Source organism: Rhodococcus sp. NPDC059968 (assembly GCF_042738615.1).
GTDB lineage: Bacteria > Actinomycetota > Actinomycetes > Mycobacteriales > Mycobacteriaceae > Rhodococcus_F.
On sequence record NZ_JBHWUE010000027.1, the window covers coordinates 16,815 to 29,124 of the forward strand.

A 12,310-nucleotide genomic window follows, 5' to 3' on the forward strand; every position below is an offset into this window, starting at 1 on the left:
CTTACTGCAACTCCGTGATGACAGCACGAGCGCCGTCGAAATTTCGCCTCTCGATCGCCAGATTTGAGGTCGTGTGAGGGCTATGGGGTGCGTCGATCTATCCATCCATCGAAGGTCGGGAAGCCGCGTCGATGTTCAGAATCCATGCCGTATTCTCGTCCAACGACCCGACGCACCCCTCTTGGCAGCACCAGATCGCCGTGAGCTTGAGGGTGCTACGGCACCTGTCGATCGGAAAGCAAATAGAGGCAGTCGCTGAGGATACTGGGGATAAGTGAAAGTGCAGTTAAGTTCGACGTCGCGGGTATTTTGGGTAAGCTCGACGTATTGTCATGCGGCGAAGCCGGTTCGGTGGGAGCGAAGTGGGGATCAAAGAGAGTTCCACACTTTTCAGTGATGTCACGACGCTCACAACGCTTCTGCGCAAGATTCGAGCGTCTGCGAGAGCAGACGTTCGCGCACGCTGTTTCTTCAGAGATCTACTGCGATGACGAACCTCCCGATCTCAATGTGAAAGCGGGGTAACGCACTCGGTGCCGGCCTCGCTACTGGAGTTTTCGGAAATCGAGGCTGTGGCTGTTGTGTCCGCTTTCGATCCGAAGTCGCGTCAGGGTTGCCGCCGGTGATATCGATTGGCTCTTCATGAGGTCGACTGTCGCCGAACAGTGATTCCCGGAATCTGCGGTTTCCATCGGGTTGAGCAGTCCTGGCCTGGTGTCGGACGGCTGTCGCGTTCGCGCCAGGCCAGGACTTTCGCACTTTGCGATGACTATCGCTAGAAGGGCGACCCTCGCGTGAGATCTGCCCTGCTCACGAACTTTGCCCTAAGGGTCCTGATGGTGCACCGGGGCTAGCTGCAGTCTTGGAGGGTGAAGTCGGCTGCCGGCCATCCCAGCGCCATCGTCGGAGCGGCGTTGCCAGCTGATGGGATGCTTGGGAACACGGATGCGTCGACGACTCGGAGTCCTTCGACGCCTAGAACTCTGAGCCGTGAATCGACTAGGTCCTCGGCTCCAGGCCCCATTGCACATGCCCCAATCGCGTCAGCTAGTGGGCCCGCTGTTCATCGAGTGTTCGATCATTTGTTCCGGCGTTTGGACGCCAGGGCCTGGGTACTCCTGTTCCTCCACCAGATCCGCGATCGGAGGCGTGGGCACCGGTCAGAATGCCGACGGTAGCTTTCTTATCATAGTCGGGTTCCGGTAATGTGCGTCAATTATTGGCGGGCTCTCCGGGAGGGAACCGCTGATATGGATGGAACTTGTCGTCGTAGGCTCCAGGATGTATCCCCTCAGTCCGGCCGTCTTCGCTACCTTCATTTCTTCTTCGTCGGCAGCTTCAAGATTGTTGTAGTCCGGAGGTAGTGCATGTAAAGTATCTGATTTGAATCAGGCCCCCATATTTTAACAACAGTGCTTTATTTGATGGGTCTTCTGGAAGCCTATTAGCAAGCACGCATACAGCACTCCTGCGCCTGCAATAGTGTAGTCGTGACTCATCTCTCGTCCCTTGTCCTCTGGTATTCCCGGATACTTCAACAGTAGTGCAGGTCACATCCTTACTTATTCTCCCGACGGCGCATGACTAACGAAATCCCTTGATTAATGAGGGTCGTGACAAAGCCGCAGATTAACTGAAACTCGTGATCAGTTACGAGCAACGAATGCCTTACAATCAGGACGGTTGAAGCTGAGGGAGTGCTGTTTTTGCGTATCCGTTCGCAGACACTCTCCTGCCCTGATGCGCTGCACGCGGGCCCGTTCAGGCGTTTGTGACCCAGCGAACCGGCTCCACCGAAACTGCCAACGCGCGACCCCGAGGAAAACTGATGGACGAGTGCATCTTCTGCAACTTCACTGACGACGAGGTCGTCTTCTACTCTGATGACCTGTGCTACGGCGCGATCAGCTTGGATCCGGTCAACAAGCATCACCTCTTGGTCATCCCCCGCGAACATCACGTCAACTTCATCGACGTGCCCGACGATTTGGCTGCCCATGTCTTCCTGGTCGCTAAACGCCTGTCGCGGGCACTCCGAGAGGTCACAGCGCCGATCTCAGTCCACCACATCTCGAACGACGATCTGGTGGGGGACTACAACAAGGTGCAGCACTACAAGTTTCATGTGATTCCGCGCTACCCGGAGAACGGGGTCATGATGTCGGCGGAGCGTGGTAACGACACCCTCGAGCAGCGCGCAGGCTACGCAGCCGATATCGCGCGACAGTTGGCTGCTTTCGTCGACTGAATGTCGACACACCCGCCCGAATCATCAGGCTGCTGAGTAGGTACTGACCTGGTTGGGGCGGTTTGTGTAGTCGGCGCAAAAAGGTTCCGAGCGGCGGTGGCCTTGATTGAGTGCGTGCCGCCTGCCGCGTACAGCTCGTAAAGTCCAGGAGGTATCCATGCCACTACTGGTTGCACATGCCATTCTCGCACTCGTGACCCTGCTGAGGCCTGGTGGCTGGCTAGCGCTCGTCCAACGCGGCTTCATCGACGTTGTGGTCGCTCGGAGTAACGCACGTTGGCTGGCCATGTGTGTACACGATCCATACTGGACGGAATCGGACGAGGATCGTCGCGACCTGGTCATCTGATCGGGGTGTTTAATGCACTCGGCGGGGACGGTTCACCTATCAGCTCCTGCGCTATCCGGCAGAGGGTGCTTTGGGGTCCGCGGCGGGCAGGAAAGCTGCACACCGCTGGGCCATGATGCGCACTGTTAGTGACAGGGCTGAGACGGGGGGAGGGGCGAACTTCGCGCCCCTGGCCTGCTCAATGCGTGTGAAGTCCCAACTGGAGCAAGTTGAGGGCGACGACCCGGATCCGCTGATTGATTCGCAGTCAGCCGAGTAGTCGCTGTGGGACTACTGCGGTTCACAAATGCCAATGCGTATGGGGGTAAGATTTGCTAACCATGGCGAATCCAGCATCTGAGAACGAAGGGTCGACCGCACCAACTGCTGCGCGGCGTCGCCGATTCGATCCGGACCGTAGAGTGAGAATTGTTCGCGCTGCGGTTGATGTCGTTGCGGATATCGGCGTCGAAAGGCTTACTCTGCGGGCGGTTGCTGCAGTGGCGGACGTTCCATTGGGGTCGATGACCTATCACTTCTCGAACGTCGAGGATCTCCTTGCTAGTGCGCTGGAAATGGCAGCGGAGGAGAGCACGACGATGTGGCGCCAATGGGGAGAGACACTCGCCGACGGCGCAGATCTCGCGGAAGAGCTTGCAGTCTTTCTCAACCGACTTACGTCGGGTCAATCCCGACGCAAGTCCGCTGTTGAGCTGGATCTCTATCTCGCGTCGAGGCGTCGGCCTCATCTGCGTGCTGCCAGCAAGTCGTGGGCCAGGATCGCGTACGTGACACTCTCTAACCACACGGACCCAGACACGGCGAGAGCTCTTTCGCTCGTCGTTGACGGATTGGTCCTCGAAGCCCTCGCCAGTGATCGCCCACTGAAGCGCGACGAGTGCTTGCCAATGTTGCGCCGTCAGTTCCACGAAATGAAATGAGCAGCCGCAGGCCGGTCGGATCCTCTGTGGGGACCGGTCGGATCCTCTGTGGGGAATTGTCGGTTGTGCGTGACGGTCGTCTCCTATCAGAGAGACCGGGTCGGTCGTGATCGACCTGATGGTCGAGCAAGGAGTGGACTGGCATCTCGATCTGCCCCGAAAGCCGTTCACGGCTCGGGTTCTCTCCAAGGAGAGTCAGTGGGCGGCTCGCGGTTCAATATTGGCCGAAGGCGAGCCGCCCATGTCTGCTCGGGTACCCGACGGTCCCGACAAGGGTCATATCACTCGATGCCGTACCTGTCGACCAATTCCTTGATCGCCACCTTGCCAGTGGGCGTGCGAGGAAGGGACTCGACAATGAAAATTCTGCTTGGGACCATGTAACGGGGCATTGTCGTAATCGAGTACTCGGTGAGCGTATGCACCTCGAGGTTCTCGTGCCCTGGCCTCAATTCCACATATGCATGCACATCGTCGTCCTGCGTATCCGTCCGTGACGGCACCACCGCGCAGGCTGCAATGCTGGGATGTCCATCGAGAATCTCCACGATGGCATGTGTAGAAATGCTTGCGCCAAAGCGTTTGATGCGGTCACTCTTACGTCCCGAGTAGTACAGTCGGCCGTCGCTATCGACATGGCCCACGTCACCGGTATGGAACCAGAGATTCCGTTGCGCAGCGAGCGTAGCTTCGGGCATTCCGAGGTAGCCCTTGAACATGACGTCCGCCTCACGCGGGCGGAGAACAATCTCCCCTTCTTCACCCACGGGCAGCTCGTTATCATGGTCGTCGAAGATTCGAACTTCGTGAGTATCGAACGGCGTTCCTGCGCAGGCCTCAGGGAGCCGGTCTCCGAGCACCGGGAGAGCAACAGACCCGCCGTCGGTGGAGCTATAGCCTCCTCCGCGGAGGACCTGCCACCCAAACCGATTCTCGAATTCCTCGACATCAAAGTGAAATTGAGCTCCCCATACGAATCTGACCGAGTGATCACGGTCCATGTCGCTCGCCGGCATATCGTGCAGTGTCACGAGAAGCGAGCCCATTCCCTCGAACCAGGTCGCACCCGAGGCGCGAACTTCGTCCCAGAAGTGGGCGGCTTCGAAGCTAGGAACCGAGACAACGCTTCCACCAACAAGCATCATCGACAGAACGTCATAGTACGCGGCCGCTACATGGTGTAGCGGCCACATCGTGAAGACTCGATCGTCACTGGTGAGGCGACAGGGGGCGACCATGCTTTCGGCTGCGCGGACTGCATATCGGTGAGATAGCATGCACGCCTTCGGGGGACCCGTGGTACCGGACGTGAACCCAATCGCTTGGAGGTCCGTATCCCGAACGCGCCGGTCGGGGGCTTCGGGGGACCCGCTCATCAGATTGTCCAGGGTTTCGATCGGCATTGCTCCAAGCACGTCACGTGCGATTCCGACCTCGCCGTCTGTGACCACAATGCTGCGTAGGTGCGGTAGATCGTTTGCGACTTCGGCCAGTGCCGGAAGCAGTTCCGGCGACACAGCAAGAACCGAAGCCTTCGACAGGTTCAGAATGTGCCTCAGAGCGTCGCCGCGGAAGTCGGTGCCAATGGGGACCTCCACCGCGCCTAGCTTCTTGATCGCGTACGAAATCGTGAGGAAGTGCTGGCTGTCGTGCACCATCTGCGCCACGAAGTCACCCGATCCGACACCGATGGTGCGAAAGCCGTTGGCGGTGCGATTGCAAAGGATATCGAACTCGCGATAGGTGAGTTGGATACCTGCGCGCGGGAACGATAGGAACAGCTTGTTCGGGATCTCCTGCGCGCGTGCCTCGAGCAGCGACGCTAGATCGATGTTGAGCGTAATGGTCTTAACCCCTTCGAATCGGATGTGTGGCGACCGCTGTGAATCGGCTCTGCTGGCGACTCCGCCTGCGCGCAGGCATACGGGGAACAGCGAGGTACTGAGCTCGCGCTAGTTTGCGCGAGCTCAGTGCTTGTTCCCGCGCTAACTAGCGCGGGCTGCCGGATGTGTGAGGAGCGGGCGGATCTGTCGTTCCGGGATCGCGCTGCCAGCAAAGAGGTCGGCTGTTGCTCGTACGTCGGAGCCGTCTCCAACAAGGTGGGAGGACACGGTCCTCGCCCCAGGCGAAGGCGGTAGATCCCGTTGGGCATGGATCGGGGTTCGCACGGGACCCCGATCCAGTGACGCGCTTCGTCTCGCTTCCTCCACTGCGCAGTCGAGCTGATCGAAGAGACTCTGGACGTGCTTGTACAGGACCCCGCCCGCTGTCGTCAGTTCGACCTTGCGTGTCGTTCGGTCGAAAAGCTTGATGCCGAGCTGCTTCTCCAGGAGTCTGATCTGTGTGCTTAGCGCCTGCTGAGTTATATGCAAGCAGGCGGCTGCACGAGTGAAGTGCAGCTGCTCGGCTGTTGCGGCAAATGCGCGTAGATGGCGTACCTCTACATTTGTTGACATCGCTTGTCCAATCTCCCGTCGGATCACCGCACTGTTGGATCGGTTTCGGGCCGGAACAACGTGCGGACTCGACGAACCCTGTCTGCGTACGGACGGCGCCCTCAACGATCGTCGGTCGTACGCGTGGCGGTTCGTCGCGCCACGCATACGCCACTCTCCGCCGGCGACGGCGTCGGTATTGCTACGGATCTTCCTTCGTCTCGATCCAGATGACTAGAAGCCTGTCCGCGTTCGGGAGACGTGCACTCGGCCTAGGATGGTTATGTGTACATCTGAACGCATAGAAGGAAGGTAGGCCAGCTGAGAGCGTGTGTCAAGAGTCACAGCGATCCGCCGCTGCGCTTGCCGCGGCTCCGCGAGCAGGGAAGGGACGGCCCACCACCGTCTCGCGAAGCACTTCGATGCGAGATCGTCGAGAGATCGGCAGGGTTACCTCAGCGAACTCCGGCCGTTAATCGACGGCATCCCCCAGAACGTGGGCGACGAGCTTCACGTCAAGATACTCGTCGATACCTTGAGCTCCCCCTTCCCTGCCGACGCCACTCTCACCGAGACCACCGAATGGAGCGGCGGCAGCAGTCGGATTGATGTCGTTGATGCCGACGATTCCGAAGCGGAGCGCTTCCGAGACCCGGACTGCTCGTGCCAGATCCTTCGTGTAGACGTAGCTGGCCAAGCCGTACTCCGTGTCGTTTGCCATAGCGACAACCTCATCTTCGGTGTCAAATGCGATCACCGGAGCAATTGGGCCGAACGTCTCTTCGTTGTAAATCGACATCGCAGGGGAGACCCCGGTCAAGACTGTCGGAGCGAAGAAGTTGCCACCGTCGAGGCCATCTTCGCGCAGCCGCTCGCCGCCGATCGCAACTTGCGCACCCTTACCGACTGCGTCGGCGACTTGCTGCTCCATCTTGGTCACCGCGGTCATGTCGATGAGAGGCCCAATCGTTGACGATTCGTCGACACCGGAGCCGGGTCGCAACCGCCTTGCTCGATCGGTGAGGACGTTGACAAAGCGGCCAATGCTGCCTCTTTGGACGTAGATGCGGTTCGGGCTGATGCATGCCTGCCCGGTATTGAGGTATTTGGCTAACGCCGCTCCCTTCGCGGCGTGTTCGACGTCCGCGTCGTCGAACACGATGAAGGGCGCGTGCCCTCCTAGCTCGAGGGACACACGCTTCATGGATTCGCTGGCACGGCTCGCTAGCATCTTGCCGACGGCAGTGGATCCTGTGAAGGTGAGTTTGCGGATTGCACGCGATCGAAGGAACGCATCTCCTACCTCGGAGGGCCGGCTGGTGGTGATTAGGTTGACGACCCCAGGCGGCAGGTCTGCTTCGTCGAAGATGTCGAACACTGCGCGAGCACACAAGGGTGTTTGCTCGGCAGGTTTGACGACGATGGAACAGCCGGCCGCGATAGCGGGGGCAACCTTGCGTGTGATCATTGAGACTGGGTAGTTCCAGGGAGTGATTCCAGCCACCACCCCGATTGGCTGTCGAAGCACTGTCAAACGTTGATTCGTCCTGGAGGAGGGAATCGTACTGCCGTATATGCGCTTCGCCTCCTCTGCGAACCAGATGAGAAAATCAGCGGCATAACGGATTTCGTTGCGCGCTGCACGTAGCGGCTTCCCCTGCTCGAGACTCATCAGCAAAGCGAGGTCTTCGGAACGTTCCAGCATGAGCTCATGCATGCGGAGCAAAGCAGCCGCGCGGGTGTACGCATTCTGCGCACGCCAGTTCGGGAACGCATCTGAAGCGGCCGCGATGGCGCGCTCAGTCTCGGCTGTCCCCGCATCAGCTGCTACGCCGATGACTTGCCCTGAGCTTGGATCCGTCACCTCGAAGGAGGCTCCTCTGTCTGCCTCCACCCACTTGCCGTTGATGTAAAGCGTTGCTGTGCTGTAGGTATCCATCGAACGAAACTCCCTTAACTTGATTGAACGAGTCAGTTCCTCGAGCGCTGACCTTCGGCGCTGCAATGAGGATCTAGCGCGCGGTGCTCAAGAGCAAAGATTGCAGAGGCCAGGCCATGTCGATTCGTTTGACAACGAAGTTTGATAGTCATTGACCTTCGGTACCGCCTTATGGGTAGTACCGTAGGTTCGTCGATGTCGCTGGCGTCGGAGAACCCACCTCGCTACGACCCGCCGGTTTTGAGGCATCGCCGCCAGGCGCCGCTACGACAGCTCGCCGCGGGGCATGCGGGGATCAGCACCAGGGGGAGGCGTCATACGCCACTGACGAGGTGGCCCGGATGCGGTACGGCCGGGCCGTCCGGTGCCGTCTTCAACCACTGTGGGCATTGACAACAAACTTTGATACTGATGGATATGTGAACCCGTTGCGCGTGATCCTGTGATTCTGCGGTGGTGCAGGCACAGGTGCAAGACGTGAGAACGGAAATGATACGAATGGTCACCAGCTACGTAACTCCCGAGATGGAGGGGGCCGTGGGGCAGGTCTACGAGCGCTTGGTCTCGTTTCCTGTCAGTGAGTCCGACATTCGGAGGTGGGCTATCGCCGTCTATTACCCGGACCCTCCTCCTCGCCAGTTCTGGGATGGTGAATTCGCGGCCGGCACTCGGCACGGCGGAATTGTCGCACCCCACGAATTCAATCCCTTTGCCTGGATGACAGCCGTCCCGGAGCGAAGACCGGCTCTCATTGACGCGGAGGCAATCCATCAGTCAGAGACACTGCTCGGCATCGAGCCGCCTCCGCTCAACCAGGGACTCAACGGTGGGCTCGAAGTCGAGTACCACAAACGGATTCGGCCAGGTGATGTCATCACCAGCGAGGCCAAGCTCGTGTCGTACAACGAACGCGAGGGCAAACTCGGACACATGCTGATCAGCCGCACCGAGGCAACCTGGACCAATCAGCGGGCCGAACTGGTCAAACGGTCCTACTTCACACTGATCCGGTACTGAAGACAGGACATGCTGCAATGACTGAGAATACGAAGTCCGACGATCTTGTCGTCGGGTATGAGCTCCCGGCCTTTTCCCGCACAACTGATCTGGGAAATTGGAATCGGTTTGCCGCCGTGAACGATGAATTCGTGCACATGCACATGGACGACGACGCTGGTAGGGCAGCCGGCTATCCTGCGGCATTCGGCATGGGCAACCTGCAGTGGGCATACCTGCACAGTGCACTGCGCGAATGGCTCGGCGACAACGGCGAAATACGCTCCTTGTCATGCCAATTCCGGTCTCCCAACCTCAAGGGTCAAACGGTGACTGCCAGGGCATCCGTGACAGACATCGAGAGAACGTCCGAAGAAACAATCGTTTCGCTCGACATATGGACGGAAACCGAGGAAGGCCTGCAGCTCGCCCCCGGCAGGTCCGTTGTGGTGCTATCGGACGATGGTCACTTCCACCAGTCGCAGAGAAGCGAACGATGCGTGACGGGCTGATCACGAGTCCGACGCTACCGATTTGCTTCGAGATCCCTAACATCGCAACGGGTTGAGCGCAGTCCCCACTGGGCTGGCCCAAAGACGGCCGTACGACGGTCACACCAACAATCGTGATGAACGGGTGGCCGGCTGACGGACGACTGTCGAAACGGCGCCGGATGGACCGGGGAACAGGTCTTTCCGCAACTGGCCGAAACACGCGATCTGTCCAGTGAGTTCCGGGACCTCAGGATCTGGAGGACCACCTCGAAATGCCTGGACCGATCGCGAGTCAGGGTGTGACCGCCTGCGGCTTCTTGAGTTGCCGGCGACCGAGTCCGGTATCGGTGGTGAACCCACGCGTCGGTGAGTACGGAACTTTCGAGACTGATGCTTGACACCCAGCTCGAGGGGGCTTACCTTTCATCTATGCGTTCAGATGTACACATCGATTGATCGTCATAAGTTATGCCGGAAGAACGGCAGTTCCTCAGATGGCGCGGCACACATAGGCGAAGCCTGGTACTACGTGGCCGCAGCAGAGAAGCGATGTGAAAGACCAGTTTCGCCCCATTAGCCAAGTCAGCCGGAGACAAACCTGTTCACGGATGAGATGGCGCCCCAAGAAAATCAAGAACCGGAATTCAAAGGCGCGGCGCAATTGATGCGGTCGTACCTCAACGGATCTTGACGCGGGTGGAGATGCGTCTGCAGATGCCTGAGGCACCCGAGATGAGCGTGCCTCCGAACACTAGGAGCAAGTACCGTGGCAGAATTCGAGCTCGACATCCGACGGCTCATGCTACCTGATTCCGTCGCCGTCGTCGGAGCCAGCAAGAATGGCATGGGTGCATGGCTTTTCGATCAGTTGGTTGACTGGAAGTTCCCGGGACCGATCTATCCGGTTAATCCCAAGTACACCACACTGAGAGGACTCCCGTGCTACCCGAGCCTGGCAGATCTCCCAGATCCGCCGGATCTGGTTGCGATGGCCGTCTCCGCCTCACGTGTCAACGACACGCTTGAGCAGGCTGCGGAGGCGGGCGCCGGCGCGGCAGTCGTCGTCGCCTCCGGATTCGGTGAGATCGGCGGCGAGGGCTTGCTTCTCGAACAGAAGATCAAGGCGACGGCCGATCGTCTCGGAATCGTAATGAATGGCCCGAACAACTACGGCGTGGCCAGTCTCCACGAGCGCAAGATCATTACAGCGGGACCTATGCCCTCGACGATGCAGGCCGGAGATATCGCGCTCGTCTTCGCCAGCGGCGCGCTGACCAACAGCGTGGGTGATGCGTTCGTATCGCGGGGGGTGGGCCTCAGCCACGTCATCACCATCGGCAACGAGGCTCAGGTCGGGCTCGCCGATTACATCTCCTACCTGGCCACAAACGAGCACGCCAAGGTGATCGCCTGTTTCGTAGAGGGTTTCAGAGACCCCGCCGCTTTCGAGCGGTCCGCTCGACTCGTGGCGAAGAACGGCAAGCGCCTCGTTCTAGTCAAGACAGGCCGCTCCGAACTCTCACGGCGCGCAGCACTGGCACATACCGGTGCCCTCGTCGGAGCCGACAGCGCAGTCGACGCATGGCTCCGCAAGCTCGGCGTCGCGCGAGTCAAAGATCTCGACGAACTGGTCGAAACCGCCATCCTCCTCGGCCGCTACCCGCAATTCGAAGCAGGAAATATTGGCCTCGCTTCCATCTCCGGCGGCGGAAGTGGCATCTTGGCCGACGTAGCCGCAGACACCGGACTGCAACTGGAAGCGTTCAGCGATGAAACCACAACCAAATTGCAGGGCTGCCTGCCAGATGCAGCAACCCCCAACAACCCCCTCGACGTAACGACGTTCGGTCTGGCCGAAGACTCCCGATACAACATTCTGCGCACGCTCTGTGAGGACCCGGACTTGACCTTGGTCAGTTGGGCCTTCCATTCGCCGACCGTGGCGGACGACCTCAACAGGGGAATCTATGCCAGCATGATCGAGTCACTGGGGAAGGCCTCAAAATCTGGCGTTGACAAGTCAGCCGTGGCCTTCAGCATGGTCGGCGGGACAATGGATCCAGCTTTTGTCAAGATCGCCCGCGACTACGACTTGCCGCTCCTGCAGGGTGCGCGGAACGCGCTGGCCGCGTTCGCCGCGGCCCAAAATTCCAGCCGGTGGATCAAATGGTTGGCCGACTCCGATGACATCGCCGGCCCCGCTCCGGAAGGGCTACTCGACGCGTTTCGCGCAAAGCCAGGGACAGTCGTCTCGGAGCGTGCAATGACCGAACTGCTCGGCACAGTCGGTCTGCCGGTTACGCGTCAGGGACTTGCCCGTGATGAGAACGAAGCCGCGCGAGTGTTCGCCGACCTCGGTGGTGTGCCGGTCGCGCTGAAGGTCGATTCAGCTGACGTTCCCCATAAAGCAGCAGTGGGAGGGGTCGCTCTGGGCGTCACCACCGAAGCCGCAGTTAGAGCTGCATACCGGGAAATCATGACTGCGGTACAGAAGTCTGTGCCACTGGCAAAGATCGATGGTGTTCTCGTACAGGAGATGGCAGCGGACGGCATCGACGTGTTCCTGGGCTGCACCATCGAACCAGGTATCGGCCCGATTCTAGCCCTCGGTCAGGGAGGCGTCCTCGTCGAAGCGCTGGACAACATCTCAACGGCGCTGGCGCCGCTGGCACCAGAAGAAGCACGGGCCTTCGTGGAGAGCAGCCCGGCGGCAACAATCCTGCGCGCCCGGCGGGGAGGAACAGCCGGCGACTTGAACGCGCTTATCGACGTAGTCGAGAAGATCTCACACCTTGCTTGGTGGTTGCGCGACGATCTCGACGAATTCGATGTCAACCCGGTGCGGGTATTCCCCGAGGGCCAGGGCGCTCGGATTCTCGACGCATTGGCAGCCAAGAAGTCAGGCGGTCAACCGTCATGAATCGAGCCT

At 59.6% G+C, this 12,310-nt stretch carries 9 protein-coding genes; 5 read left to right on the forward strand and 4 right to left on the reverse strand.

Going from position 1 to position 12,310, the window contains the following annotated elements; genetic code table 11:
• Positions 1-850: 850 nt before the first annotated feature.
• Positions 851-1,039, reverse strand: coding sequence for a GMC oxidoreductase (locus ACFWAY_RS21950; RefSeq protein WP_378512177.1), 189 nt, complete (start codon positions 1,037-1,039; stop codon positions 851-853).
• 789 nt (positions 1,040-1,828) lie between these two features.
• Between ACFWAY_RS21950 and ACFWAY_RS21955 the strand changes: the two genes are divergently transcribed.
• Together ACFWAY_RS21955 and ACFWAY_RS21960 are read left to right on the forward strand one after the other, a co-directional pair.
• A complete protein-coding gene (locus ACFWAY_RS21955; RefSeq protein WP_378512108.1) occupies positions 1,829-2,248 on the forward strand; it encodes an HIT family protein in 420 nt (139 codons plus the stop codon).
• Positions 2,249-2,998: 750 nt separating this feature from the next.
• Complete coding sequence (locus ACFWAY_RS21960) at positions 2,999-3,517, forward strand: TetR/AcrR family transcriptional regulator (RefSeq protein ID WP_378512109.1); 519 nt, start codon at positions 2,999-3,001, stop codon at positions 3,515-3,517.
• Positions 3,518-3,798: 281 nt separating this feature from the next.
• On the opposite strand, the gene ACFWAY_RS21965 is transcribed toward ACFWAY_RS21960, so the two are convergent.
• The 3 genes from ACFWAY_RS21965 to ACFWAY_RS21975 form a co-directional block, all read right to left on the reverse strand.
• Positions 3,799-5,451, reverse strand: coding sequence for an AMP-binding protein (locus ACFWAY_RS21965; RefSeq protein ID WP_378512178.1), 1,653 nt, complete (start codon positions 5,449-5,451; stop codon positions 3,799-3,801).
• Positions 5,452-5,502: 51 nt separating this feature from the next.
• The gene (locus tag ACFWAY_RS21970; RefSeq protein ID WP_378512110.1) at positions 5,503-6,120 is read right to left on the reverse strand and encodes a LysR family transcriptional regulator; all 618 of its coding nucleotides are present in this window, start codon (positions 6,118-6,120) and stop codon (positions 5,503-5,505) included.
• A 304-nt stretch (positions 6,121-6,424) separates the two neighbouring features.
• Complete coding sequence (locus ACFWAY_RS21975) at positions 6,425-7,891, reverse strand: NAD-dependent succinate-semialdehyde dehydrogenase (RefSeq protein WP_378512111.1); 1,467 nt, start codon at positions 7,889-7,891, stop codon at positions 6,425-6,427.
• A gap of 453 nt (positions 7,892-8,344) precedes the next feature.
• On the opposite strand from ACFWAY_RS21975, the gene ACFWAY_RS21980 reads away from it, so the two are divergent.
• The 3 genes from ACFWAY_RS21980 to ACFWAY_RS21990 all read left to right on the forward strand — a co-directional run bounded on the left by ACFWAY_RS21980 (position 8,345) and on the right by ACFWAY_RS21990 (position 12,301).
• On the forward strand, positions 8,345-8,908 hold the full coding sequence (locus ACFWAY_RS21980) for a MaoC family dehydratase N-terminal domain-containing protein (protein WP_378512112.1): 564 nt from the start codon (positions 8,345-8,347) through the stop codon (positions 8,906-8,908).
• A 17-nt stretch (positions 8,909-8,925) separates the two neighbouring features.
• Positions 8,926-9,399 (forward strand): MaoC/PaaZ C-terminal domain-containing protein, encoded by a 474-nt coding sequence (locus tag ACFWAY_RS21985; protein WP_378512113.1) that lies wholly within the window; start codon positions 8,926-8,928, stop codon positions 9,397-9,399.
• A gap of 748 nt (positions 9,400-10,147) precedes the next feature.
• Positions 10,148-12,301 (forward strand): acetate--CoA ligase family protein, encoded by a 2,154-nt coding sequence (locus ACFWAY_RS21990; protein WP_378512114.1) that lies wholly within the window; start codon positions 10,148-10,150, stop codon positions 12,299-12,301.
• Positions 12,302-12,310 lie beyond the last annotated feature (9 nt).